Below are 24,164 nucleotides of genomic sequence, written 5' to 3'. Positions count from 1 at the left end.
CCGGTCACACCCCCAGATAGTCGTCCGTGGTGCGGACGGTGGCGAATCGGACGGCCAGCGCGTATTCGGTGCGGGCCGTCACGTCCGCCGCGGAAAGCGTACGCGGGTCGGCCAGCAACTCCTCCACCGACTGATCCTCGGGCGCTTCCCAATGCGGGATCGGGAACGTTCCGGTGGCGTCGGTGACGAATGTGACGTCGTACCCGAAATCGGAGGCGACCCGGGCGGTGGTCTCCACGCACTGCTCGGTGCGCAGCCCGGTCACCGTCACCGAACGCACCCCGGCCGCGGTCAGCCGCTGCCCGAGATTGGTGGTCGAGAACGAGTTGTGCGAGGTCTTGACGATGATCGCCTCGTCGTCGGCGGGCTTCAGCTCGTCGACGATCCGCACCTGACCGTTCGCCGGATCGAACAGGCCACCGCTGCCCGGTTCGGCGTGCAGCACCCACACCACCAATTCGCCATTGGCCCGGGCGGCCTCGACGAGCCGCTGGATGTTGCCGATCAGAGCCGGATTGTCGAGAGTCCGCCACAACGGCCGGGCCCGGAAGGACTCCTGCACGTCGATCACGATCAGAGCGTTTGTCATGCCTCGATTCTTCGCCGCCGGTCGGGCCGGCGAACAGACACCATCCGGCCCACCGGCGGAACGATCCGGTCACCCTTCTTCGGAATGCGGCGTGGCTCGGTTCGGTGTTTCCCGGCGCGGGCGCCGTCGCCGGTCACCCTCCCTGCCCGAGTTCCGGGCGGGCCCGCGGGGTTGCGGAAACCTCAGGGTTCGCTCCGGGCGCTTCCCGATTAACTCCCCCGACTCCATCGACCAGGCTCGACGTCATGAAGACTCTGCTCACCGTGCTGATGGCCGCCGCGCTCCCGGTGCCCGCACCGCAGCCGGCCGCCCTTGACTGGTTCACCTGCGGCACCGCCATGGACGCCCAGTGCACCCACCTCACCGTCCCGGTCGACTGGGGCGACCCGGGCGGCGCGAAGATCCAGCTCGCGGTCGGCCGGCGGCCCGCCCTCGACCCCGACCACAAGATCGGCACGCTGATCTTCGGGCCGGGCGGGCCGTGGGATCCGGGCGTCGACCGGGCCGTCAACGGCTACCACCGGTTCAGCGACACCCTGCTCGACCGCTTCGACATCGTCAGCTTCGACCCGCGTGGCTCCCACGGCAGCCACGCCGTCAGCTGCGACCCCGCCCAGGTCGCGGCCGCGCCCTACCCGGTGCTGAGCAGCCAGGCCGACTTCGACGCCACCCTCGCCTACAACCGCGAGCTCTGGGCCGGCTGCGAGCAGCTGACCGGGGACCTGTGGAACCACGCCGACATGGGCAGCAACGTCCGCGACCTGGACGCGCTGCGGGCCGCCCTCGGCGAGCGGAAGCTCACCTTCCAGGGCAGCTCCTACGGCACGCTGCTCGGCGAGGCGTACGCGGAACGCTATCCGGGCCGGGTGCGGGCCATCGTGCTGGAGAGCGTCGACGACCACAGCAGCCGCTCCACCGCCGAGTTCCTGACCGCCCAGACGTGGGCCGCCGAGGACGCCTTCGACGCGTTCGTGGCCTGGTGCGACCGCACCCCGGCGTGCGCGCTGCACGGCCGGGATGTGGTCGCCGTGTGGAACCGGCTGTACGACTCGGCGGTCGCCGGCCGGCCCGACTTCACCCCCTTCGACCTGGTCGCGATCACCTACAAACGCACCAAGGACGTCGACTACGACAAGCTGGCCGGCTATCTCGCGGCGGTCGACGGCGGCGCCACCGGGGTGCGGATCGGCAGCCTGCCGGTGGTGCTGCCGGCGTTCTGCGCGGACTGGTCGCTGCCGGTGCGCGACTACCGGGAGTACGCCGGGCTGCTGCGCCAGGCCGCCCGGGTCGCGCCGCACATCCACTTCCCGGCCCAGGTGTTCGCACTGACCGCCTGTCTCGGCTGGGAGCACGTCGCCTACCCCCAGCACGACCTGGACGTCCGCACGAAGACGCCGCTGCTGCTGCTCAACTCCCGGCACGACTCGGCCACCGGCTGGAACTGGGCCCGCACCGTGGAACGGCAGCTGGGCCGGCACGGGGTGCTGGTCACCTATGAGGGCGACGGCCACGGGTCGTACACCATCAGCAAGTGCATGGCGCGCATTGCCGACGCGTACCTCATCGATCTGGCCGTGCCGCAACGCGGCACCAGCTGCGCCGCCGGAACCTAGAGCGTCGGATAGTCCGTGTAGCCGCGGTGGTCGCCGCCGAACGCCGTGGTGAAGTCGGCGGTGTTGAACGGGCCGCCGGCCGCGAGGCGGGCGGGCAGGTCGGGGTTGGCCAGGAACATCGCGCCGAAGGTGAGGACGTCGGCGGTGCCGTCCTCGATCAGGGCGAGCGCCTCCGGCCCGGTCGGGTCGGGGTGGGTGAACGGGTTGAGCAGCAGGGTGCCCGGCCACTGCGCGCGCAGACGCCGGGTCAGGCCCCGGTCGGCGCTCTCCACCAGGTGCAGGTAGGCCAGCCCGAGCGGGGCCAGCCGGGCCACCAGGGCCGGGTAGAGCTCGTCGGTGTCCTGCTCGGCGATGTCGCCGTTGACGCCGCTCGGCGAGATGCGGAAGCCGGTCCGGTGGCCGCCGATCGCGGCGGCCACCGCGGTCGCGACCTCGGCGCCGAAGCGGACCCGGCCCTCGATCGTGCCGCCCCAGCCGTCGGTGCGCAGGTTGGTGTTCGAGGCGAGGAACTGCTGCACGAGGTAGCCGTTCGCGCCGTGGATCTCGACCCCGTCGAAGCCGGCCGCGACGGCGTTGCGGGCGGCGTTCGCGAAGTCGGCGATCGTCTCGGCGATCTCCGCCTCGGTCAGCTCCTTCGGCGTCACCATCTCCTGCGGGCCCTCGTTGGTGAAGACCTGTCCGGCCGGCTTCACCGGCGACGGCGCGACCGGGATCAGGCCGTCCGGCAGCAGGCTGGGGTGACCGATCCGGCCGCTGTGCATGAGCTGCGCGAAGATCTTCCCGCCCTCGGCGTGCACCGCGTCGGTGACCGTGCGCCAGGCTGCGACCTGCTCGTCCGAGTGCAGGCCCGGGGTGTTGGTGTAGCCCTGCCCGATCACCGACGGCTGGGTGCCCTCGGTGATGATCAGGCCGGCGCTCGCGCGCTGGGCGTAGTAGGTGGCCGTCAGCTCGGTCGGGGCGGCACCGGGCCCGTAGGCGCGGCTGCGGGTCATCGGGGCCATCGCGATGCGGTTGGCGAGCTTGAGGCCGCTCAGGTCGTACGGGTCGAATGCGGTTGCCATGGTTCCGTCCTCCGGCTGTTCGGTGGCGTAAAGTTCATGCCGTGAACCGAAGTTAGTTCACGGCATGAACTTCGGCAAGGTCGACCGAACCCGCCGTGCTGTGACGAAGGAGACGCGGTCGTGACGGAATCGCAGGGCTTCGGCGACATGCTGGTGTGGCTCTCGCTGGTGATCCAGCGGCGCTACGCGCAGATCTGCACCGACCACGACCTCACCTCGGCGCAGGCTTCGCTGCTGTGCGTCGTGAAGGACCGGCCGCTACGGATGGCCGAACTCGCGGCCAATCTCGGGATGGCCAAGAACGCGCTGAGCCAGCTGGTCGACCGCACCGAGCGCCGCGGCCTGGTGCAACGGGAGAGCCCGGAGCCCGACCGGCGGGTGATCACACTCGGCGTCACGCCCGCCGGGAAGAAGGTCGCCGAGGCGCTCTACGCCGACGTCGCCGACCGCCTGCCCGACATCGCCGCCGACCTCAGCCCCGACGACCAGCAGCACCTGCGGCGCATCGCGACCCTGATCGCCACCGCGAACCTGCCCGGCCCGTGCTGAGCCGCCGCTACCGGCGGAGGTCGCCGCCGCCCAGCGCGGCCAGCTCGGCGCGGTCGGGCAGGCCCTCGCAGTCGCCGGACACCGTGACCGCGAAGGCGCCTGCCGCGATCGCGGTGGTCAGGCGCTGCTCCGGGGCGGCGCCGGCCATCCGGTCGGCCAGATAGCCGGCCACGAACGCGTCGCCCGCGCCGACCGGGTCGATCACGGTCACCGGCAGGGCCGGCACCGCGTGCCGCTCGCCGCCGATCTGCGCGACGCAGCCCTTGCCGCCGTCCTTGAGGATGACCTCGGCCGGCCCGAGCTTGGCCAGGTTGCCGAGCAGGTCGTCCTCGTCGACGAACAGGGCCGCCTCGTCGGGGCTGGCGAACACGATGTCGGCCAGGCCGACCAGGTCGCGCAGCACCGGCGCCGCGTCGAACCGCGACCACAGCTTGGCCCGGTAGTTGACGTCGATCGACACCGGCACGCCCGCGTCCCGGGCCGTCTCGACCGCCTGGAAGACGGCGGCGCGGCAGGTCTCGCTCAGCGCCGGGGTGATGCCGGTGACGTGCACGACGGCGGCCTCGCGCAGCTCCGACGGGGGCAGGTCGGCCGGGTTGAGCCGGGACCCGGCACTGCCGGCCCGGTGGTAGTCGACGTGGGCGAACTCGCCGGACCGGCGGTAGCGCACCATCAGGCCGGTGAACGTCGGGTCCGGTACCGCGATCGTGCGGACGCCGGCCGCCTCCAGCCGCGACCTGATCAGGGCGCCGGTCGCATCCGGGCCGACCCGGCCGAGCCAGCAGGACTCGCCGCCGAGGCGGGCCACGCCGATCGCGACGTTGCTCTCGGCGCCGCCGATGCCGAAGGAGAAGCCCCGGGCGTACGTCAAGGGGCCGATGCCGTCCGCCACGACCAGGCCCATGGTTTCACCGAAGGTGAAGAGCCCGGTCATGACCGGGCGAAAGCGACCGCGCTGACCGCATGCCGCGCCCGTGCGGCGAGAGCGGAGAGACTGCCGCCGGCGGCGGCATCGCCGATCAGCGGACCGCCCAGGCCGACCGCCTTCGCCCCCGCGAACAGCCAGTCGGCGATGTCCTCGATCTTGATGCCACCGGTCGGCATCACCCGGATGTGCGGGAGCGGGCCGCGCACGTTGCGCAGGAACTCGGGGCCCAGGCCCGACGCCGGGAACAGCTTCACCAGCGGGGCGCCGGCCTGCTGCGCCGCGAACATCTCGGTCGGGGTGGCCGTGCCCGGGTAGAACGGCACCGGCGACGACTGGACCAGCTGCACGTCGAGGTTGGGCGCGACCAGGAACTCGGCGCCGGCGTCGACCGCGGCCTTCACGTCACCGGCGGACAGCACCGTGCCCGCGCCGACCGCCACCGAGCTGGGCAGCTGGCGGCGCAGGCCGGCGAGCGCCTCGATCGCGCCGTGCGAGGTCAGCGTGACCTCGAGAGCCGTGATGCCGGACTCGATCAGCACCTCCGCCACGGCGGCGAAATAGTCGGAGGTCGGCGCGCGCAGGATCGCCACGATCCCGCTGCGCACGACCGCGGCCGTCACATCGTCGAGCTTCTCATCGGTCACGACTTAGATCCTGCCCGATGTCCGCAAGATCATCCAGTGCGGTACCACGGGCCGGACGGCGCAGGAGCTGGCGAGTACGCCCACGACGGTCGCCATTGGACATTTCGGACGCACCCGGCGCCTCGGTGTCGATCCGCAACTCGACCCGCACCGCCGCCTCGAACTGCTGCATGACCAGCGGAACCTGGGTGAGCAACTCACGGAAGTGGGTCTGCGGCTGCACCCCCGACACCGATGCCGGGTTCATCTCTCCGTGCAACTTCTGCAACAGCACATGTACGGCGAGGGCGGCGCTCCGGACCGGCCCGGTGGCGAGCAGCCGCACCCGCATCAGGGCCGGCGAGACGTCGTCGACGTAGGTGAGGGGCGGGGCCGGTTTGTCGCCGGCGTCGTAGGCGGCGCGGAGGCGATAGGTGTCGCGCTCGAAGACGGAGAGCAACGCTACGTAAGCGTCCTTACGCTCCTCGTACCACCGCCGGGTCTTCTTCTGCCGACTACGGACATGTTCGTTACGAGCCGTCACAAACTGCGCCGTGAAGGCGCCGGCCAGGGCAAACACCACAGCTACGAGGGGCAGCCCCCACCACGGGATCTCAGACACGCGATAACCGTAGCGAGGCCGGGCCGACGGGTCACTCAGGCGTCGGAGGGTTGACCCGGCGGTGACGCTCAGTTCACCTCCGATGGCGGATTTTCCGCCGACGGCGCACTCACCTCGGCGAGGTACCGCCCGATCAACTGAGCGAGCTCCGTCGCGCCGACTTTCCTCAGCCGCGGCCGGGCTGAACTCCAAGACGTTCTTGGCCTGTTCGCGTTGGCCGGCACCCCCGCCTCCACCAGCGCCGTCGCCATCGAGTGCGTCAGCAGCGCATCCGCATCGCCGCCGGCCGGTGCGCCGCGATGGCCCGCGCCCGGCAGCAGATGGCCAGGGGCGCCGGCCGCCGTCGCGGTCAGGCAGGCCGACACGAACAACAGCCGCGGCACCTTGGTCAGTGCCCTTGGTCACCCTCCAGCCAGGACCACAACTCGCTCGCCGAGGACCTGGCCCGGCAGAGCCACTTCGTCACCCACGCCGGCCGCGAGCTGCGCACCCCGATCGCCGAGGTCCACACCCGAGACCCAACCCAACTTCCTGGAAGTCGGTCTCCCCGACCCGATGCGAGACCCCGGAATCAAGAAAAAGGTAGCCGGGGAGAACAGGCGGACCGGTCGCAAACGCCTGGTGGGGCTAGGTCTGCCGAGCGGATCATGAGCGGCGGTCATCAGGGTCGGTCGTTGAACGCGGTGCGGCCGGCGGTGCGCCGAGCAGGCAGGAATGGGCCAGCGGCTCACTGCTGGCACTGATCGCCACGATCTACGAAACAGCAGGGGGCTGGTGCCATCAATCCGACAGCCGGCCGGCTCAGTCCGCCAGGGTGCGGGCCCAATCCCGGAAGCCGGAGTCGGGGGCGGTCGCGCAGTATCGGCGGAACTGGTCGCGGACCTCGGCCGCGCGGATACCGGCCGTCAAGGTGGGCGGTTTGTACCAGGGCATGTCGGGGCTGGTCGGCCTGTTCGCGACCAGGGCGGAGCCGCCGTCGGCCGGGGAGGCGAGGCCGTAGTAGACGTCGGTGATTTGGAGGGCCATCGCCGCGCCGAGGCACATCACGCAGGGCTCCAGGTTGACGGCCAGGCGCAGCGGATGCTCCCGTGGCTGCCGGCCGAGCTGCTCGTCGGCCGCGATCATCGCCAGCAGATCGGCGTGCACCAGCCGGCGGCCCTGCGAGACGTCCTGGGTCCAGGCCCGTGCGACGATCCGGCCGCCCATCTCCACTACGGCACCGATCGGCAGCTCACCTCGGGCCATGCCCTCCTCGGCGACGTCGATGGCGGCGCCGATCAGTTCATCGGGAGTCACCGCACCAGCACATCATGCGGGAGCTACCGGCTCTTCCAACCGGCGCTGTGGCAGGCCTGGAGGAAACTCTTCGAGGCTGCCCGCCAGGAATCGTCGCCGCGGCTCGCGCTGCGGCCGACCAGGACGGCCCGGCCCGCCACCGCCCCGTTGTCGCTCCGCCCGGCGTAGCGACCGACCTCGTCGGCGAGGCTCAACCGTTTGGCCTTCGTGCCGGCCCGCTGATACCGAGCGGAGAAGATGGTGCACGCCGATTCCGCCGCCTGGTCGGTGCTCTTGGCCGAATAACCGGACGCCGCCGGATGGTCGTCCCCGCATCCGCCGAGCGTCAGTGGCAGGAGCATCGCCATGACCATCAGAGTGCAGCGTTTCGTGGCATCCATCCGTCCGGCATACCGGCCGCGCCACGATGAGCGCCGGTTATTCGGGCCGGTTCACCCGGTCAGCGCATCCACGGTGGGGGGACCCGGACCACCGCCATGCCGGCCGCCTCGGCGGCCTGCACGCCCAGCTCGGTGTCCTCGAAGACCACGCACGCGGCCGGCGGCACGGCCAGGAGCTGGGCCGCCATCAGGTAGCACTCGGGGTTCGGCTTCGGCTTGGCGTAGTCGCCGGCGCACACCATCACCGGGAAGCGGTCGAGCAGGCCGAGGGCGGTCAGCGACGCGGTCACCGACTCCCGGGTGCTGCCGGAGACGACCGCGAACGGCACCCTCGCGTACGCCTCCTCGATGTGCCCGAGCACCCCGGGCACCGCCCGCATCTCGCCGAAGCTCTCCTGGAACAGGGCCTCTCGCCGGGCCGCCACCGCCTCGACCGGCATGGCCAGGCCGTACCGGTCGTTCAGGTCCTCGATGATCTCGGTGACCGGCCGGCCGCCCCACGCATAGAAGAGGTCCTCCGGGAATTCGCCGCCCCACTCGGCGAGGGCCGCCGTCCAGGCCCGGTGGTGGGCCGGCATGGAGTCGGTGATGGTGCCGTCGCAGTCGAACAGGTAGGCCTGGAAGTCGCCGTCCGGAAGAGGTAGTCGCACCCGGCCATTCTCCCGGGCGGAGCCGGCCCGGGGTGGCGGGGTCACGCAGATGTATCCCTGGTCATGCCCACCGTGTGGATCGGGCCGTCGGTCGCGCTGAGCCGGGTGCCGCTGCCGCCGTGCCGCAGGGCGACGATCTCGGCGGCGATGCTCACCGCGGTCTCCTCCGGGGTGCGGGCGCCGAGGTCCAGGCCGAGCGGCGACGACAGGCGATCCAGCTCGGCATCGGCGAGGCCGGCGTCGGTCAGCCGGGTGCGGCGGTCACGGTGGGTGCGACGGGAGCCCATGGCGCCGACGTACGCGACGTCCAGCCGTAACGCCGTTTCGAGTACGGGTACGTCGAACTTCGGGTCGTGGGTGAGCACGCACAGCACCGTCCGGTCGTCGATCCGGCCGGCCGCGGCCTCCCGCTTCAGGTAGCGGTGCGGCCAGTCGACCACGACGGCGTCGGCGGACGGGAACCGCTCCGGCGTGGCGAACACCGGCCGGGCGTCGCAGACCGTGACGTGATAGCCGAGGAACGACCCGATCCGGGCGGTCGCGGCGGCGTGGTCGGTGGCCCCGAAGACGATCATGCGAGGGGGCGGCTGAAAGCTGGCGGCGAACACGTCCACGTCGCCGAGCCGGCGTAGTCCGTGGTGTCCGGCAACGGCGGCTGCATCCAGGTCGTCACGGCCGAGCGTTCCCATCGGGGAGTCGTCGGTCAGCAGCAGGTGCCGGGCGTCGTCGAGCCGGGTCAGCAGAGTCGCCGGCCGCCCGTCCCGGACCGCCGCGGCCAGCGCCGGCAGCTCCGGGAACGAGTCCGGGCAGACCCGCTCGACCAGCACCGAGATGGTTCCGCCGCAGGTCAGCCCGACCCCGAACGCCTCGTCGTCGCTGATCCCGAACTCCGCGGTCCGGGCCGCACCGGACGCCAGCGCCGACCGGCACAGCTCGTAGACGGCCGACTCCACGCACCCGCCGGAGACGCTGCCGGCCACCGATCCGTCCGGCCCGACCGCCATCGCCGCGCCCGCCGGCCGGGGTGCGCTCGACCAGGTCGCGGTGACGGTGGCGAGGCCGGCCGGGGAACCGGACCGCCACCAGGGCAGCAGCGCGGTGAGCACGTCACGCATCCGGGTTCAGCTCCGGCACGTCCAGGTCGAGGTCGCCGGCCACGTCACCGACCTCGACGACCCGCACCACGCCGGCGTGCGCCCGCAGGTAGTCGCGGGCTCCCTTGTCGCCGGTCGCGGTCGCCAGCACGCCGTCCCAATGGTCGCGCCCGAGCAGCACCGGATGCCCGCGCCGGCCCTGGTAACCGCCCATCACCAGGGCATCGGCTGCGGCGTGCGCGCTTACCCGGCGTACCGCAAGAGGGGTTACCTCGGGCATGTCGACCAGAAGAACCACCACCGCGATGGCCGGCGTGCCGACCAGCGTGCGCAGCCCGGCCCGGAGGGAGGAGGCCATCCCGGTCTCCCACTCGGGGTTGATCACCGTCTCGGCGTAGCCGGTCGTGTGCGGGAGGGCGAGGGGCGCCGAGGCGCCGAGAACCACCACGCTGCGTGCGACACCGGCTGAGCGGAGGGTTTCCGCGGCGCGTTCCACCAGCAGCTTTCCGCCGTACGGGACCAGGGCCTTCGGCATTCCGTAGCGGCTACCGGACCCGGCCGCCAGCACCAGGCCCGCCGTCTCCATCCCGCGAGCGTAACGCCGGGTGAGCTTCGTTCGTGTTGCCGCAGAGTTTCCGGTAGAGAGGCCAGTAAGGGGTTTGCCTCCTACCGCGGTAGGAGGCGGTGTCGGACCAGCGGCCGCGAGTGCGACCCGCGGGCGGGCGAAACCGCCGCCGCCGGACGCGACGCTGCGGTTATGACAACGACAGCCGCAACTGTTCCGCGGCCGCACCGGCCGCTGCTGATCCTGACCGCGGCGATGGGTGCGCTGGCCGTCGTCACCGCGCTCGGCATCCTGCTCGATCCGCGGGTGCTCACCGGTATGCCGATCTGGGCCAAGCCGTTCAAGTTCGCCGTCTCGTTCACCGTCTACGGGTTCACGCTGGCCTGGATGCTGTCGGTGCTGCCGCGCCGCAGCCGGGTCGCCGAGTGGGCGGCCACCGTGATCGTCGGGGTCGCCGTGATCGAGCAGGGGATCATCGTGCTGCAGGCGGCCCGCGGCACGACCAGCCACTACAACCAGTCGACCGCGTTCGACGCGGCGCTGTGGTCGGCCATGGGGACGTCGATCATGGTGTTGTTCCTGGCCCACCTGGTCATCTCGATCGGGGCGTTGCGGCAGCGCCTGCCGGACCGGGTGGTGGCCACCGGCATCCGGCTCGGGCTCGGGCTCTCCCTGCTGGGCATGCTGGCCGCCGGGCCGATGGTCTACGGGCCGCACTACGGCGCGCACAGTGTCGGGGTGCCGGACGGCGGTCCGGGGTTGCCGCTCACCGGGTGGAGCACCACGGGCGGAGACCTGCGGATCGGGCACTTCGTCGGGCTGCACGCGCTGCAGGCCCTGCCGTTGCTGGCGCTGCTGCTCAACCGGTTCCCGGCCAGCCTCGACGTGCGTACCCGGGTGCGGTTGCTGCGGATCGCGGGCACGGCTTACGGCGTACTCGTCACGCTGTTGACCTGGCAGGCGCTGCGCGCGGAACCGTTGCTGAAGCCCGGTGGCCTGACCCTCACCGCGGTGGCCGCGCTGTTCGCCGCGGCCGCGGGCGCCACGTGGTTGGCTTTGGCCCGTCGCGCGAACGCCTAGGCTGACCGGCATGGGCTGGACGCGGCGCCTCTTCGACCGGCGGGACACCTGGATTCGCATGGTGCTGCTCGACCTGAGCGGGCTGAGCTACCTGTTCGTCGGCACCGAGGGCCGGCAGCCGACCACCACCCAGCTGGTGCTGGCCGGGCTGGCCTTCACCGTCGCGCTCACCCTGTTCCGGTGGCCGCTGATCTGTTTCCTGGTGCAGACCGCGCTGCTCGCGGTCGCGCTCGTGGTGATCGACGACGCCACCATCAACCAGGTCGGGGCGAGCTGGGCGATCGGCGAGCTGGCGCTGTGGGCGGTCCGGCCGCGCACCATCTGGCTGAGCGCCGGCCTGCTGCTGGCCGTCTACGTGGTGCTGGCGACGCCGGGCCGGAGCGAGCTGTACGGCATCGTGGTGCTGCCGATCGGGCTGCCGCTGCTCATCGGGCTGGTCCTGCGCACCACCCGCGAGCTGGGCGAACAGGCCCAGCGCCGGGCCGAGGCGGAGAGCCGGGCGGCGCGCGCCGACGAGCGCGGCATGATCGCCCGCGAGCTGCACGACGTGGTGGCGCACCACGTCGCGTCGATGGTCCTGCGCGTCTCGGTGGCCCGGCACGTGCTGCCCGGCGTCGACCCGCGGGTGGGCGAGGTGCTCGACGACGTGCACGGCACCGGGACGGCGGCGCTGGCCGACCTGCGCCGGCTGGTCGAGGTGCTGCGCGGCTCCGGCGACCGGGGAGCCGCCGCGCTGACCGCGATCGAACCGGGGGCGCTGCCCGCCGCGCTGGGCGCGGCCGTCGACACCGCCCGGATGACCGGGATCACCGTCGAGGCGGAGATCGACGAGGCGGTGGGCACGGTCGATGCCGTCCGCGGCCTGGCCGTGCTCCGCCTGACCCAGGAGGCGCTCACCAACGTGGCCAAGCACGCGGGCCCGGCTGCTCGGGCGCGATTGCAGGTGTTCGTCCAGGGCGGCGATGTCAGCTGGGAGGTCAGCGACGACGGCGGGTCCGCGCCGTCCGACAAACCGGTCGGCGGGGGACACGGGCTCACCGGCATGCGCGAGCGGGTCGAAGTCCTCGGCGGCGTGCTCACCGCCGGCCCGGACGGCGGCGGCTGGCGGGTCCGGACCGTGCTGCCGGGAGCAGCCGCGTGATCCGGGTCCTGCTCGCCGACGACCAGCAGCTCATCCGGGCCGGGCTGCGGATGCTGTGCGACGCCGAGGCCGACCTCGAGGTGGTCGGCGAGGCCGGCGACGGCCGGGAGGCGGTGACCCTGGCGGCCCGGCTCACCCCGGACGTGGTGGTGATGGACCTGCGGATGCCCGGCGTCGACGGGATCAGCGCGACCAGCCGCATCCTGAGCGAGCGGCCGTCGACCCGGGTGGTGGTGCTGACCACGTTCGGCGACGACGACCATCTCTATCCGGCGCTGACCGCCGGGGCGTGCGGTTTCCTGCTGAAGGACGCGCCGCCGGCCGAGCTGCTCGACGGGATCCGGCGGGCCGCGGCCGGGGACAGCCCGTTCAGCCAGGACGTGCTGGCGCGGCTGGTGCGCCGGGCGGTGGACAGCCGGGCCGACGGGCCGGTGCGGCCGGTCGCCGGGCTGACCGGCCGGGAACGGGATGTGCTCGATCTGGTCGGCGCGGGACTGTCCAATGCGGAGATCGCCGAGCGGCTGCACATCGGGGTGACCACGGTGAAAACGCACGTGACGGCCCTGATGGCGAAAACCGGTGCGCCCAATCGGGTGCGGCTCGCTTTGGTCGCACACGCTCGTTGACGAAAGGTAAGCGAAAGGCCGGAGATCCGTGGCGGCGGTTCTCCGGCCTTTCGCTTAATCAAAGCTATCGCGTGATCGCGGTTTTCGCCCGGCTATTCGTCCGGCTGATCGCGTGTGGCGTCAGCCCTGTCGGCCGTTCCAGCGCGGATTCTTCCGGTTGATCACAACCAGGCGGCCGCGGCGGCGGGTGAGCGTCGAGCCGGGCTTGCTCTTCAGCGACCTGAGCGAGTTGCGAACCTTCATGGCGGAACCTCTTTCCGGGCCGGCCTTTGCACCGGCGCGATGACGACAACGCCGGTTGCCACCCGGTTATTTCTGCGTGCAGCCGTCAGGTCGGCGCCCGGTGCGACCGATCGGCCTGCCATGCGAATGAGAGTCTTCGGGACCCTTCTTACCGCCGCCGCGATCACCGCGGCCGGCGCGGCCGTTCCCGCTCAGGCGGCGACCGGCAATGTCATCGGGGCGGGTGCGCCGGGTGCGATTCCCGGGCGTTACATCGTCACCAAGAAGGCTCCCCGGGGACTCTCGGCACAGGGCGCCGGGCACACCGCCACCTACACCGCCCGGATGTCGGCGAAGCAGGCCCGGCGGCTCGCGGCCGACCCGAACGTCCAGTCCGTCGAGCAGGACCGCGTGCTGCACATCGAGGCGACCACCTATCGAGGCCCGGTGTGGGGGCTGGACCGGATCGATCAGCGGCCGGTCAAGCTGAGCAGGACGTACACGCCCAGCGACGACGGCAGCGCGGTGCACGCGTACGTGATCGACACCGGGATCCGGATCAGCCACAACGAATTCGCCGGCCGGGCCACCTACGGCTTCAACTTCGTCAACTACAACACCACCGCGTCCGACTGCAACGGGCACGGCACGCACGTGGCCGGCACCATCGGCGGCAAGTCCTACGGGGTTGCCAAGCAGGTGAAGCTGGTTGCGGTCAAGGTGCTGGACTGCAAGGGCGAGGGTGACCTGTCCGACGTCCTGGCCGGCATCAACTGGGTGATCTCGCACGCGCAGAAGCCGGCTGTGGCCAACCTGAGCCTCGGCGGCGACTCCAGCCCCGCGCTCAACGCCGCCCTGCAAAAGCTGATCAACTCGGGCGTCACGGTCGTGGTGGCGGCCGGCAACGAGAACGTCAACGCCGCGAAGGAGAGCCCGGCCAACCTGGCCGCCGCGATCACCGTGGGCGCCACCGACGCCAAGGACAAGCGCGCGTCGTTCTCCAACTACGGCAGCGTCCTCGACCTGTTCGCGCCCGGGGTCGGGATCAAGTCGGCCTACATGGGCAGCGACTACGCGACCGCGGTCGCCGACGGCACCTCGATGGCGTCACCGCACGTGGCCGGCGCGGCCGCGCTCGTGCTCGACGCATCGCCGAGTGCAAGCCCGCTGCAGGTGCGCAACTACCTGGTGGCGCACGCCACCACCGGCAAGGTGTCCGGGACCAAGGGCTCGCCGAACCGGCTGCTGTTCGTCACCGCCCCGCCCGCCGCGCCGGTGATCAAGACCTCGGCGATCACCATGACCTCGGGTACGGCGTACGCCGGGCAGCTTGCTCTTGCCTCCAGCCGGCGTGGCTCCTGGAGCCTCGCCGCCGGCACCCTGCCGACCGGGGTGAAGCTCTCCGCCGCCGGTGTGGTCTCCGGCACGCCGACCGGGCCGGGCACCGGCACCGTCCAGGTCCGCTTCACCGACTACGTGCCGACCTCGGTCACCAAGACCATCACGGTCTCGGTCACGGTCACCACGCCGGTGATCCGCACCACCGCGCTGCCGGACGGCACCCGGGGCGGCTACTACTACCAGCAGCTGACCGCGGACCGCAGCGGCACCTGGACGGTGAGCGACGGTGACCTGCCGAACGGGCTGAGCCTGGCCGACGACGGCCTGATCACCGGCGTGGCGACCACCACCGAGTCGGCGACCTTCACGGTCGAGTTCACCGACGGCTGGGGCAAGACCGCCCGGTCGGAGCTGACCATCGACGTGGCTTAAGAAGGACCGGCTCCGCTCGTAGACCCGGGGGCACTGAGGTCGGCGAGCGGAGCCGGGGTTCTGTCCGGCGGCGGGCTGACCTGTGAGAGTTGACCGCCGTCAAACTGGGCAGAACGCTAAGGGCGCGATTTGTCAGCGCGCTGTCACGAAGCTGTGCGATCGCTGTGTGCCGCGGCGTACTTATCGGCGATCGTCTTTGTCTCCGGCAGGTCCGCCTCGACCACCGGCAGGCCGGCGGCGACGTCCGCGCCGAGCTCGGTCAGCAGTTGGCGCAGCAGCGCCTCGGCCGCGGCCGCCTGCGGCGCCACCCCGGCCGTCACCACCGGCACCGCGGTCTTCCCGGCGAGAGCCTGGGCCGGCAGTTGGTCCAGCAGCACCTTCAGCACACCGGTGTAGCTGCCCTTGTAGGTCGGGGTGGCCACCACCAGCAGCTCGGCCTCGCGCAGCGCCGCCACCGCGGCCGCGGTCGCCTCGTCGCCGGGGGTGAGCAGCCCCGGGCCCAGCTCACCGACCTCGATCACGGTGGGCGGGAACCCGCCGGCCAGGGCCTCGCCGACCGCGATGGCCAGCAGGGACGTGCGGGATCCGGGCCTCGGGTTGCCCGAGACGACGACGGTGCGACTCATCTCTCTCCAAGTTTGCTCAGCAGGGGCAGGACGTTCTCGCCGAACCGCAGCGCCTCTTCCAGGTGCGGCTGGCCGGACAGGATGAAGTGGTCGAGGCCGAGCGCCTGATATTCGGCGATCCGGGCGGCCACCTCGGCGTGGCTGCCGACCAGGGCGGTGCCGGCCCCCGGCCGCACCACGCCGAAGCCGGCCCACAGGTTGGGCGCTACCTCGAGCGAGTCGCCGGTGGTCAGCTCGGCCATCCGGCGCTGCCCCTCCGACTCGGTCGCCGCGAACTGTTTCCGCGCCCGTTCGATCTCGCTCGCCGGCACCCGGTCGAGCAGCGAGCGGGCCACCGCCCACGCTTCGTCGGCGGTGTCCCGGCTGATCACGTGCAGCCGGATGCCGTAGGTGAGCTGCCGGCCGGCCTCCTTGGCGAGGGTGCGCACGGCATCGAGCTTGGCGGCCACCGCGGCCGGTGGCTCGGCCCAGGTCAGGTAGGTGTCGACGTGCTGGGCGGCGACCGGGAGCGCGGCCGCCGACGACCCGCCGAAGAAGATCGGCGGCACCGGGTCGGGGGCGTCCCGCACGGTGGCGTTCTCCACGTCGTAGTGGTCGCCGCGGAAGCTGAACGGCGTACCCGACCAGGCACCCCGCACCACCCGGAGAAACTCCGCGGTCCGGGCGTACCGCTGGTCGTGGCCGAGGTGGTCGCCGAAGCGCCGCTGCTCGGTCGCCTCGCCGCCGGTGACCACGTTGAGGGCCAGCCGTCCGCCGGAGATGCGCTGGTAGGTCGAGGCCATCTGGGCGGCGAGGGTGGGGGAGATCAGGCCGGGCCGGAACGCCACCAGGAACTTGAGCCGCTCGGTCTCGCCGAGCAGCGCGGCCGTGGTCAGCCACGCGTCCTCGCAGAACGTGCCGGTCGGGGTGAGGACCGCCTCGAAGCCGGCCTGCTCGGCGGCCCGGGCGACCAGCGCCAGGTAGCGGATGTCCGGCGGCCGGGAGGTGTCGGCGGTGAGCGAGGCCTGCCCGCCGCTGACGATGTCGTGACTGTCACCGGCGGTGGGCAGGAACCAGTGGAACGGCATTCAGGCAGCCTTCCGCAGATGGGCGTAGTGCCCATCGTGGTACACCAGCGGTGCCGCGGTCAGGTCCTGGTGATGATCACCGGTCTCCGGCGCGGCCAGCACGATGCTGTGGTCGCCGGCCTCGACCCGGCGCACCACCCGGCAGACGATCCGGGCCAGCACCCCGTCGAGCAGCGGAACCCCGCCCGGGCCGGGCTCCCAGGAGCCGTGCGCGGCGAACCGGTCGATGCCGCGGGTGGCGAACGTGCGGGCCACGTGCTCCTGCTCTTGGGTCAGCACGTGCACCGCGACCACGTCCGCCTCGGCCACGGCCGGCCAGGCCGAGGCGGTTTTCGCGAGGCAGAACGAGACCAGCGGCGGGTCGAGCGAGACCGAGGTGAACGAGGTGGCGGTGAAGCCGGCCGGGGGTTCGCCGGGCGCTGTGATCACCACGACGGCAGCGGCGTGCCGGCGCAGCAGCGCCCGGAATAGATCGGCGTCCACGAGCGAGGTGACGGTCACGGGGTCCTCCTGCGATCAGAGAGCGGCGCCGGCGAGCGCGCGGTGACGCAGCTCCTGCCGGACCAGCGGGATCAGGTGGCGGCCGTAGTCGACGGCGTCGTCGACCGGGTCGTAACCGCGGATGAGGATGGTGGTCACGCCGAGGTCGACGTAGTCGAGCAGGGCCTTGGCGACGGTCTCCGGCGAGCCGACCAGCGCGGTCGAGTTGCCCTGCGCGCCACTGGCCTTGGCCGTCGCGGTCCACAGTGCGCGGTCGTGCCGGTCGCTCTTGGCCGCGGCGGCGAGCAGGCGCTGCGAGCCGACGTTCTCCACCAGCACTCGTTCCGTGCTGGGCGTCATCGCCGCCAGGATCCGCGAAGCCCGCTCCCAGGCCAGCTCGTCGGTGGCGGCGAGGATCGGGCGGAACGAGACGCTGATGCCGAGCGGCCCGCGACCGGCCGCGGCGGCCGCCGCCTGGACGCTGGCGATCTGCTCGGCGGTCTCCTTGAGCGGCTCGCCCCACAGCGCGTAGACGTCGGCGGTGGCGCCGCCCACCCGGTAGGCGGCGGGCGAGGAGCCGCCGAAGTAGAGCGGGATGCGGTGGGCCGGCTGGGCGAGCAGGGCGAAGTCGTCGAACTTGTAGAAGCGGCCCTCGTGCGAGAACGGCTCGGGGGAGCTCCACGCCCGGCGCAGGATCGTCAGGTACTCCTCGGTCCGGGCGTACCGGTCGTCCTTGGTCAGGTAGTCGCCGTCCCGGCGCTGCTCGGCGTCGGAGCCGCCGGTGATCGTGTGCACCGCCACCCGGCCGCCGGTGAGCTGGTCGAGGGTGGCGAAGGTGCGGGCGGCCAGGGTCGGTGCCAGGAATCCGGGCCGGTGTGCGACCAGCAGCCCGATGCGCTCGGTGGTCGCGGCCGCATACGCCGCGACCTGGGTGGCGTCCGGACTGGACGAAGAGTAGGCGACGAGGATGCGGTCGAAGCCGGCCTCCTCGTGGGCCCGGGCGAACCGCCGCACGTAGGCGGGGTCGACCGGTGGGCCCGCGGGCGCCCTGGTCTCGGAGACGTCCCGAGTGCCGATCATGCCGACGAACTCGACTGCCATGCTGCTTCCACCCTTTGGGATCGTGGACGAATGCATCCCCACTCTCCGCCGCCTGAGCCAGCATCGTCAATGCTCGTCCCATATCCTAGTAAACCTAGAGAGTATGGTTGACATGGCGGACTTGCGGCCGTCAAAGTTGCGGCCATGTCCACTACTGCGATCGCCGGTCCCGCCGCCACGGCGGAGACCGGGCCGACGCCCTCGAAGAAGCGGGCTCTGCCGTACCGGACGATCTCCTGGACCGTCCCCGTTCTGCTCCTGCTCGGGTGGGAGCTGCTCGCCCGGGCCGGCGTCATCGCGCCCAACGTGCTGCCCGCGCCCAGCTCGGTCGGCACCACCGCGTGGCACCTGACCGAGACCGGTGAGCTGCCCCGCCACCTGTGGGAGAGCCTCAAGAGGGCCGCCGTCGGTTTGTTCATCGGGGCCGGCGTCGGTCTCGTACTGGGCATCCTGACCGGCTTCTCGAAGCTGTTCGAGGCAATTATTGACCGAAATATTCAAATTGTTCGGGCCATCCCGTTCCTGGCGATCCTGCCGCTCGTGATGGTCTGGTTCGGCGTCGGCGAGAGCGGGCGCTACTTCCTGGTGGCCCTCGGCACGCTGTTCCCGATCTACCTGAACACCGTGCTCGGCATCCGCCAGGTCGACCCGAAGCTGCTGGAGATGGGCCGCGTCGCCGGCCTGTCCAAGCTCGACATCGTCCGGGTCGTGATCCTGCCCGGCGCCCTGCCGTCGATCCTGCTCGGCCTGCGGCTGGCCCTCACCAACGCCTGGCTGGCCCTGGTGATCGCGGAGACCGTCGGCGCGCCCGCCGGCATCGGCTTCATGGCCACCAACGCCCGCGAGTTCCTGCAGACCGACGTGATCGTGCTGGTCATCGTGCTGTACGCGCTGATCGGCCTCACCACTGACCTCATCGCACGAGGCCTGGAGCGCCGTCTCCTGGCCTGGCACCCCAATTACGCACCATCCGGAGGAAGAAAGTGACCCTGTCCCGCCGCAATCTGCTCGGCGCCGCGCTGGCTCTGCCCGTCCTGGCCGCCTGCGGCAACAACGAGGCCGCCGCTTCCGCCGATGGTCGCAAGAAGGTCCGCCTGACCTACGGCGCCATCTCCGTCCCCAAGACCCGGGGCGTGTTCGAGAAGACCCTCAACGACCAGGGCATCGACGTCGAGTGGGTCGGCCCGTTCCCGAACCACGCACCCACCCTGCAGGCGGTCGCGACCAACACCGCCGACTTCAGCTTCGGCGGCAGCTCCACCCCGGCCGACCAGGCGCTGCTGTCCGGCAACAAGCTCGTCTACGTCGCCTGGTCGAGCTCGACCCCGCGGACCAGCGCGATCATCGTGCGGCCGGAGAGCGGCATCAACAGCGTCAAGGACCTGGCTGGCAAGAACGTCGCCGTGAACAAGGCCGGCCTCGGCGAGTTCCTGCTGGTGGCGGCACTGGAGAAGTACAACGTGCCGCGCGACTCGGTCACCTTCACCTACCTGAACCCGCCGGACGCGGCGCCCGCGTTCGGCAGCGGCAAGGTCGACGCCTGGTCGATCTGGTCCGGCCCGCTGGAGCTGGCCCAGGTGCAGTACAAGGCGAAATCGATCTTCACCGACGGCACCGAGCTGGACAAGCAGATCGACTTCGGCACCTACCTGGTCCGCGAGGACTACGCCAAGAAGGAGGCCGACACCATCAAGAAGGTGATCGCCGCCTACAAGGCCGAGCAGGACTGGGCCAACGCCAACCCGGCCGACGCGCAGAAGATCGGCAACGCGGTCGCCAAGTACCCGGACGCCGTGGTCGACCTGCTCGTCAAGAACAACGTCCAGGTCACCTGGAGCCTGATCAACGACGACGGCATCAGCCAGCTGCAGGCCGGCGCCGACTGGCTCACCGACCACAAGGTGCTGAGCGGAAAGATCAATATCGCCGACCACGCGGTGAAGCTGTGAGCACCGTCCTCGCCGAGAAGATCACCCGCCGGTACGGCGAGCGGACCGTCCTGCACGAACTCGACCTCGCCATCGAGCGCGGCGAGTTCGTGGCGCTGCTCGGTAAGAGCGGCTGCGGCAAGACCACGCTGCTGCGGGCGCTGGCCGGCCTCGACCCGGTCGACGGCGGCAGCCTGTCGGTGCCGCAGCGGCGCACCGTCGTCTTCCAGGAGCACCGGCTGCTGCCCTGGTGGAAGGTGTGGCGCAACGTGGCGATCGGGCTGCCGCGGGCCACCGCCCGGGCCAAGGCCCAGTCGGCGCTGGAGGAGGTCGGGCTGGCCAACCACGCCGACGCGTGGCCGGTCACGCTGTCCGGCGGCGAGGCGCAGCGGGTCGCGCTGGCCCGGGCCCTGGTCCGCGAGCCCGAGCTGCTGCTGCTCGACGAGCCGTTCGCGGCCCTGGACGCGCTCACCCGGATCAAGATGCACGGCCTGGTCCGCGACCTGACCAGCCGGCACCGGCCGGCGGTGCTGCTGGTCACCCACGACGTCGACGAGTCGATCCTGCTCGCCGACCGGGTGCTGACCATGCGGGACGGCCGGATCGCGGCCGTGCACGAGGTCTCCGCCACCGCCCGAGAGCGCGGTTCGGCGTCGTTCGCCGCGCTGCGTGGCACGTTGCTGGGTGAGTTGGGAGTATCCGAGGCATGACTGACTCCTTCCACCAGAAGCTGCACCATGTCATCCCGGCCGGGCTGTCCGGGGACACCGCGCAGACCACCGGGATGACCCGGGTCGAGGCGATCAGCGGCAAGACCGTGGGCAGCGAGAACCTGTGGATGGGGGAGACGCACGTCGCCGCCGCCACGGCCAGCGACGACCACCACCACGGCGAGTCCGAGACGGCCATCTACGTGGTCAGCGGCAACCCGGTCTTCGTCTTCTACGACCAGGAGTCCGGTGCCGAGAAGCGGCACGAGACCAAGCCCGGCGACTACATCTTCGTGCCGCCGTGGGTGCCGCACCGCGAGGAGAACCCGGACCCGGACAACGAGGCGGTCGTGGTGATCGCCCGAACCACCCAGGAGGCCATCGTGGTCAACCTGCCGTCACTGAAGCCGGGAGACTGACATGCCGGTCGACTTCATCGGGCTGATCGCCACCCAGGACGGGTCGGAGAGCGCGCCGGCCACGACCGCGCTGATCGACCCGGCCTTCACCACCCGGATCGCCCGCGCCCACGAGGACTCCGGCTTCGACCAGGTGCTTCTCGGCTACAGCTCGGCCTACCCGGACGGCGCCCAGGTGGCGGCGTACGCGGCGGCGCGGACCGAGCGGCTCGGGTTCCTGGTCGCGCACCGGCCCGGCTTCGTGGCGCCGACCCTGGCCGCCCGGACCTTCGCCACGCTCGACCAGTTCACCGGCGGCCGGGTGGCTCTCAACATCATCACCGGCGGGCACGACGCCGAGCAGCGCCGCGACGGCGACTACCTGACCAAGGACGAGCGGTACGCCCGCACCGGCGAATACCTCGGCATTCTGCGCCGCGCCTGGACCTCGGCCGAGCCGTTCTCGCACGAGGGCGGCCACTACCGCTTCGAGGACTTCGTCGCCCAGGTCAAGCCGGTGAATCCGACAATTCCGATCTACTTCGGCGGCAGTTCGCCGGCGGCCTACCGCACCGGAGCCGAGCACGCCGACGTCTACATGTTCTGGGGCGAGCCGCTGGCGCAGATTCAAGAGCAAATTGCGAGCGTACGATCGGAAGCCGCCCGGATAAATCGGACAGCACCCGGCTTCTCGGTGTCCTTCCGGCCCATCCTCGGCCCGACCGAGGAACTGGCCTGGGAGCGGGCCGAGTCGATCCTGGGCCGGATCGGGTCGGTCACCGCGCCGCGCTTCTTCCGGAACCGCGATCGCGACAACCCGGCCAACGTCGGCTCCCAGCGGCTGCTGGCCGCGGCGTCGCAGTCCGACCGGCACGACCGCGCGCTCTGGACCGCCACCGCGAAGGCCAGCGGCGCGGCCGGCAACTCCACCGCCCTGGTCGGCACGCCGGAGACGGTCGCGCAGGCCCTGCTCGACTACTACGACCTGGGTGTCACCACGTTCCTGATCCGCGGTTACGACCCGCTGGACGATGCCATCGACTACGGCCGCGAGCTGATCCCCGCGGTCCGGGCCGAGATCGCCCGGCGGGACGCAGCTCAGCTCGTCGCAGCCTGATTTTGGCGTGTCCATTAACCTATAGAACATATGGGACATGTATCGTACGGCCGTCGCCGGGACCCGGTGGCGGCCGGCACACAACGCACCTAGGAGGAGCTCATGTCCGCGCTCGCCGTCGCCCACCCCCGCCGCGTACACCTGCGACCCGTCCCCGCGCTCCCGCCGGAACCCCCGGTGACCGTGACCATCAGCATCGCCGGTGGTGCGGCCGAAGGGCGCGACCGCGTCCTGGCCGCCCTGCGTGACCTGGTCGACGCGGCCGGACCGGGCGCCGAGGTCGAGGTCCAGGCGGTCGTGCCGGAGACCGGCAGCCCGATCCACCTCGACCCGCGCGCCCGCACGGCGCTGCGCGACGGCGAGCAGCTGGACCTGAGCCGCCTCGAGTACGACCTGCTGCTGTTCCTGGCCCGGCACCCGCGGCAGGTGTTCAGCCGCAGCCAGCTCCTCGCCCAGGTGTGGGGCCACACGCACACCACCAACCGCACCGTTGACGTGCACGTCAGCCGGCTGCGGACCAAGCTTGACGACCCTGAGGTCGTCACGACCGTCTACGGTCTCGGCTACCGGCTGGCCGACGACGCGGCCATCACTGTTGAGGTATAGCACCGTTGAGGCATAGGGAGTAACGATGGCAGGGCGCACCGTGGCAGTGGTGGGCGGCGGCGCTTCCGGCGTGCTGGCCACCCGGGAGTTGCTGCGCGGCGGGGACCGGGTCGCGTTGATCGAGCCGGACGAGCCCGGCGGCGGCCTCGCCTACGGCACCGCCCGCCCGTGGCACCTGCTCAACTCTCGGGCCGGCGCGATGAGTGCCGACCCGGGTGACCCCGGCCACTTCGCCCGCTGGGCCGGTTGCTCGACCGCCGAGTTCCGCCCCCGCGCCGAGTACGGCCGCTACCTGCGCGACGTGTTCGGCACCCTGTCCGGGGTCGAGGTGATCCAGGAGCGCGCCACGGGTCTCTCCGCCCACGGCGTCGCGCTGGAGAGCGGCCGCGAGGTGCGCGCCGACGAGGTCGTGGTGGCCACCGGCAACCCGGCCGCGGCCCAGCCCGCCGCCCGCCCCGACCACCCCGACTACATCCCCGACCCGTGGCGGCCGGGCGTGCTCGACGCCATCCCGTCGGACGTGCCGGTGCTGCTGGTCGGTGCCGGGCTGACCGCCATCGACGTGGTGCTCACGCTCACCGCCGACGGCCGCCGGGACGCCCCGATCACCGCGGTGAGTCGCCGCGGTCAACTGCCGCTGGCCCACACCCCGCTGCCGGCGCCGCCGTTCGCGCCGCCGCTCGATGCCCGGCACACGCTCCGTGACCTGGTCCGGATCGTCCGGGCCGAGGCCGAGAAGGCCGGCGACTGGCGGGCCGTGGTGGACGGCCTGCGGCCGAACATCGACCAGATCTGGGGCAGCCTCACCAACGAGGAGCAGGAGCAGTTCCTGCGCCACCTGGCCCGCCCGTGGGAGTGTCACCGGCACCGGATGGCCCCGTCGGTCGGCGCGACCATCGACGCGCTGCGCGAGGAGGGCCGCTTCGAGGTCCGGGCGGGCGGCATCCGGTCGATGACCGCCCCGCCGCCCGGTGGCTTGCTGGTCGAGCTGGAGGCCGGCGTGCAGTGGTTCGGCGCGGTGGTCAACTGCGCGGGTCCCGGCCGGCTGCCGGCCGCGGCCGGGTCGTTCGCCGGCAGTCTGCTCGACGCCGGCCACGCCCGGGTCGGCCCGCACGGCCTCGGTCTCGACATCGACCCGGACGGCCGGCTCATCGGCGCCGACGGGAAGGCACGCGAGGGGCTGTGGCTTATCGGACCGCTGCGGCGCGGTGCCCAATGGGAAACCACCGCGGTGCCGGAAATTCGCGCACAGGCCCACGCATTGATTGACCGATGTAAATAGGTCCATCCCGACTCGGTCATAGTCCGGCGGTATGACG

Annotated in this window: 29 protein-coding genes; 13 read left to right on the top strand and 16 right to left on the bottom strand. The window is 71.7% G+C overall.

The window, feature by feature from the left end; all coding sequences use genetic code 11:
• Positions 1 to 4 precede the first annotated feature (4 nt).
• Positions 5 to 589, bottom strand: coding sequence for a cysteine hydrolase family protein (locus Adu01nite_RS17190; protein ID WP_203727882.1), 585 nt, complete (start codon positions 587 to 589; stop codon positions 5 to 7).
• 245 nt (positions 590 to 834) lie between these two features.
• Between Adu01nite_RS17190 and Adu01nite_RS17185 the strand changes: the two genes are divergently transcribed.
• Positions 835 to 2,202, top strand: a complete 1,368-nt coding sequence (locus Adu01nite_RS17185) for an alpha/beta hydrolase (protein ID WP_203727881.1) — start codon at positions 835 to 837, stop codon at positions 2,200 to 2,202.
• On the opposite strand, the gene Adu01nite_RS17180 is transcribed toward Adu01nite_RS17185, so the two are convergent.
• A complete protein-coding gene (locus tag Adu01nite_RS17180) occupies positions 2,199 to 3,263 on the bottom strand; it encodes an alkene reductase (RefSeq protein ID WP_203727880.1) in 1,065 nt (354 codons plus the stop codon). The genes Adu01nite_RS17185 and Adu01nite_RS17180 overlap by 4 nt on opposite strands.
• A gap of 120 nt (positions 3,264 to 3,383) precedes the next feature.
• On the opposite strand from Adu01nite_RS17180, the gene Adu01nite_RS17175 reads away from it, so the two are divergent.
• Positions 3,384 to 3,812, top strand: coding sequence for a MarR family winged helix-turn-helix transcriptional regulator (locus Adu01nite_RS17175; protein WP_239132474.1), 429 nt, complete (start codon positions 3,384 to 3,386; stop codon positions 3,810 to 3,812).
• Positions 3,813 to 3,819: 7 nt separating this feature from the next.
• On the opposite strand, the gene Adu01nite_RS17170 is transcribed toward Adu01nite_RS17175, so the two are convergent.
• The 9 genes from Adu01nite_RS17170 to Adu01nite_RS17130 form a co-directional block, all read right to left on the bottom strand.
• A complete protein-coding gene (locus Adu01nite_RS17170) occupies positions 3,820 to 4,746 on the bottom strand; it encodes a sugar kinase (RefSeq protein WP_203727879.1) in 927 nt (308 codons plus the stop codon).
• Entirely contained in the window at positions 4,743 to 5,384 is a 642-nt protein-coding gene (locus tag Adu01nite_RS17165; protein ID WP_203727878.1) for a bifunctional 4-hydroxy-2-oxoglutarate aldolase/2-dehydro-3-deoxy-phosphogluconate aldolase, read from the bottom strand. Before Adu01nite_RS17165 ends, Adu01nite_RS17170 begins: the two co-directional genes overlap by 4 nt.
• On the bottom strand, positions 5,374 to 5,985 hold the full coding sequence (locus Adu01nite_RS17160) for a hypothetical protein (protein ID WP_203727877.1): 612 nt from the start codon (positions 5,983 to 5,985) through the stop codon (positions 5,374 to 5,376). Before Adu01nite_RS17160 ends, Adu01nite_RS17165 begins: the two co-directional genes overlap by 11 nt.
• 68 nt (positions 5,986 to 6,053) lie before the next feature.
• Positions 6,054 to 6,368, bottom strand: a complete 315-nt coding sequence (locus Adu01nite_RS17155) for a hypothetical protein (protein WP_203727876.1) — start codon at positions 6,366 to 6,368, stop codon at positions 6,054 to 6,056.
• Between the two features lie 418 nt (positions 6,369 to 6,786).
• Entirely contained in the window at positions 6,787 to 7,281 is a 495-nt protein-coding gene (locus Adu01nite_RS17150) for a nucleoside deaminase (RefSeq protein ID WP_203727875.1), read from the bottom strand.
• A 23-nt stretch (positions 7,282 to 7,304) separates the two neighbouring features.
• The gene (locus Adu01nite_RS17145) at positions 7,305 to 7,628 is read right to left on the bottom strand and encodes a hypothetical protein (protein WP_203727874.1); all 324 of its coding nucleotides are present in this window, start codon (positions 7,626 to 7,628) and stop codon (positions 7,305 to 7,307) included.
• Between the two features lie 92 nt (positions 7,629 to 7,720).
• Positions 7,721 to 8,356, bottom strand: a complete 636-nt coding sequence (locus Adu01nite_RS17140; RefSeq protein ID WP_307836637.1) for an HAD family hydrolase — start codon at positions 8,354 to 8,356, stop codon at positions 7,721 to 7,723.
• A complete protein-coding gene (locus Adu01nite_RS17135) occupies positions 8,353 to 9,426 on the bottom strand; it encodes an XdhC family protein (protein ID WP_203727873.1) in 1,074 nt (357 codons plus the stop codon). Before Adu01nite_RS17135 ends, Adu01nite_RS17140 begins: the two co-directional genes overlap by 4 nt.
• Positions 9,419 to 9,991, bottom strand: coding sequence for a nucleotidyltransferase family protein (locus Adu01nite_RS17130; protein ID WP_203727872.1), 573 nt, complete (start codon positions 9,989 to 9,991; stop codon positions 9,419 to 9,421). The genes Adu01nite_RS17135 and Adu01nite_RS17130 overlap by 8 nt, the downstream gene beginning before the upstream one ends.
• Before the next feature lie 171 nt (positions 9,992 to 10,162).
• Here Adu01nite_RS17130 and Adu01nite_RS17125 point away from each other — a divergent pair, with 171 nt between their 5' ends.
• From Adu01nite_RS17125 to Adu01nite_RS17115, 3 genes are read left to right on the top strand one after another with little or no spacing between them, the layout of a single operon-like run.
• Positions 10,163 to 11,050 carry a hypothetical protein gene (locus Adu01nite_RS17125; RefSeq protein WP_203727871.1) on the top strand — a complete coding sequence of 296 codons (888 nt, stop codon included), beginning with the start codon at positions 10,163 to 10,165 and terminating at the stop codon, positions 11,048 to 11,050.
• Positions 11,051 to 11,060: 10 nt separating this feature from the next.
• Entirely contained in the window at positions 11,061 to 12,191 is a 1,131-nt protein-coding gene (locus Adu01nite_RS17120) for a sensor histidine kinase (RefSeq protein ID WP_203727870.1), read from the top strand.
• Positions 12,188 to 12,817 carry a response regulator gene (locus Adu01nite_RS17115; RefSeq protein ID WP_203727869.1) on the top strand — a complete coding sequence of 210 codons (630 nt, stop codon included), beginning with the start codon at positions 12,188 to 12,190 and terminating at the stop codon, positions 12,815 to 12,817. The genes Adu01nite_RS17120 and Adu01nite_RS17115 overlap by 4 nt, the downstream gene beginning before the upstream one ends.
• A 120-nt stretch (positions 12,818 to 12,937) precedes the next feature.
• On the opposite strand, the gene Adu01nite_RS17110 is transcribed toward Adu01nite_RS17115, so the two are convergent.
• Positions 12,938 to 13,060: a ribosomal protein bL36 gene (locus tag Adu01nite_RS17110; protein WP_203727868.1), complete on the bottom strand. Its 123-nt coding sequence runs from the start codon at positions 13,058 to 13,060 to the stop codon at positions 12,938 to 12,940.
• A 126-nt stretch (positions 13,061 to 13,186) separates the two neighbouring features.
• On the opposite strand from Adu01nite_RS17110, the gene Adu01nite_RS17105 reads away from it, so the two are divergent.
• A complete protein-coding gene (locus tag Adu01nite_RS17105; protein ID WP_239132473.1) occupies positions 13,187 to 14,812 on the top strand; it encodes a S8 family peptidase in 1,626 nt (541 codons plus the stop codon).
• Positions 14,813 to 14,955: 143 nt separating this feature from the next.
• Here the strand turns inward: Adu01nite_RS17105 and Adu01nite_RS17100 are convergent, their stop codons facing one another.
• The 4 genes from Adu01nite_RS17100 to Adu01nite_RS17085 are packed head-to-tail and all read right to left on the bottom strand — an operon-like array spanning position 14,956 to position 18,086.
• Entirely contained in the window at positions 14,956 to 15,438 is a 483-nt protein-coding gene (locus tag Adu01nite_RS17100; RefSeq protein ID WP_203727866.1) for an NADPH-dependent FMN reductase, read from the bottom strand.
• The gene (locus Adu01nite_RS17095; RefSeq protein ID WP_203727865.1) at positions 15,435 to 16,505 is read right to left on the bottom strand and encodes an LLM class flavin-dependent oxidoreductase; all 1,071 of its coding nucleotides are present in this window, start codon (positions 16,503 to 16,505) and stop codon (positions 15,435 to 15,437) included. The genes Adu01nite_RS17100 and Adu01nite_RS17095 overlap by 4 nt, the downstream gene beginning before the upstream one ends.
• Positions 16,506 to 17,006 carry a flavin reductase family protein gene (locus tag Adu01nite_RS17090; protein ID WP_203727864.1) on the bottom strand — a complete coding sequence of 167 codons (501 nt, stop codon included), beginning with the start codon at positions 17,004 to 17,006 and terminating at the stop codon, positions 16,506 to 16,508.
• A gap of 15 nt (positions 17,007 to 17,021) precedes the next feature.
• A complete protein-coding gene (locus Adu01nite_RS17085; RefSeq protein WP_203727863.1) occupies positions 17,022 to 18,086 on the bottom strand; it encodes an LLM class flavin-dependent oxidoreductase in 1,065 nt (354 codons plus the stop codon).
• 144 nt (positions 18,087 to 18,230) lie between these two features.
• On the opposite strand from Adu01nite_RS17085, the gene Adu01nite_RS17080 reads away from it, so the two are divergent.
• The 7 genes from Adu01nite_RS17080 to Adu01nite_RS17050 all read left to right on the top strand — a co-directional run bounded on the left by Adu01nite_RS17080 (position 18,231) and on the right by Adu01nite_RS17050 (position 24,127).
• A complete protein-coding gene (locus Adu01nite_RS17080) occupies positions 18,231 to 19,073 on the top strand; it encodes an ABC transporter permease subunit (protein ID WP_203727862.1) in 843 nt (280 codons plus the stop codon).
• A complete protein-coding gene (locus Adu01nite_RS17075; protein WP_203727861.1) occupies positions 19,070 to 20,035 on the top strand; it encodes an NrtA/SsuA/CpmA family ABC transporter substrate-binding protein in 966 nt (321 codons plus the stop codon). Before Adu01nite_RS17080 ends, Adu01nite_RS17075 begins: the two co-directional genes overlap by 4 nt.
• Entirely contained in the window at positions 20,032 to 20,724 is a 693-nt protein-coding gene (locus Adu01nite_RS17070) for an ABC transporter ATP-binding protein (RefSeq protein WP_203727860.1), read from the top strand. Before Adu01nite_RS17075 ends, Adu01nite_RS17070 begins: the two co-directional genes overlap by 4 nt.
• A complete protein-coding gene (locus Adu01nite_RS17065; protein ID WP_203727859.1) occupies positions 20,721 to 21,143 on the top strand; it encodes a cupin domain-containing protein in 423 nt (140 codons plus the stop codon). Before Adu01nite_RS17070 ends, Adu01nite_RS17065 begins: the two co-directional genes overlap by 4 nt.
• A 1-nt stretch (position 21,144) precedes the next feature.
• Complete coding sequence (locus Adu01nite_RS17060) at positions 21,145 to 22,239, top strand: LLM class flavin-dependent oxidoreductase (RefSeq protein WP_203727858.1); 1,095 nt, start codon at positions 21,145 to 21,147, stop codon at positions 22,237 to 22,239.
• Positions 22,240 to 22,341: 102 nt separating this feature from the next.
• Positions 22,342 to 22,845 (top strand): winged helix-turn-helix domain-containing protein, encoded by a 504-nt coding sequence (locus tag Adu01nite_RS17055; RefSeq protein ID WP_203727857.1) that lies wholly within the window; start codon positions 22,342 to 22,344, stop codon positions 22,843 to 22,845.
• Between the two features lie 25 nt (positions 22,846 to 22,870).
• Positions 22,871 to 24,127 carry an FAD/NAD(P)-binding protein gene (locus tag Adu01nite_RS17050; RefSeq protein ID WP_203727856.1) on the top strand — a complete coding sequence of 419 codons (1,257 nt, stop codon included), beginning with the start codon at positions 22,871 to 22,873 and terminating at the stop codon, positions 24,125 to 24,127.
• Positions 24,128 to 24,164 lie beyond the last annotated feature (37 nt).

It is taken from the genome of Paractinoplanes durhamensis, from assembly GCF_016862175.1.
Classification (GTDB): Bacteria; Actinomycetota; Actinomycetes; order Mycobacteriales; family Micromonosporaceae; genus Actinoplanes; species Actinoplanes durhamensis.
Note: the sequence above shows the minus strand (reverse complement) of the source record. Positions and strands in the feature narration are given on the sequence as shown.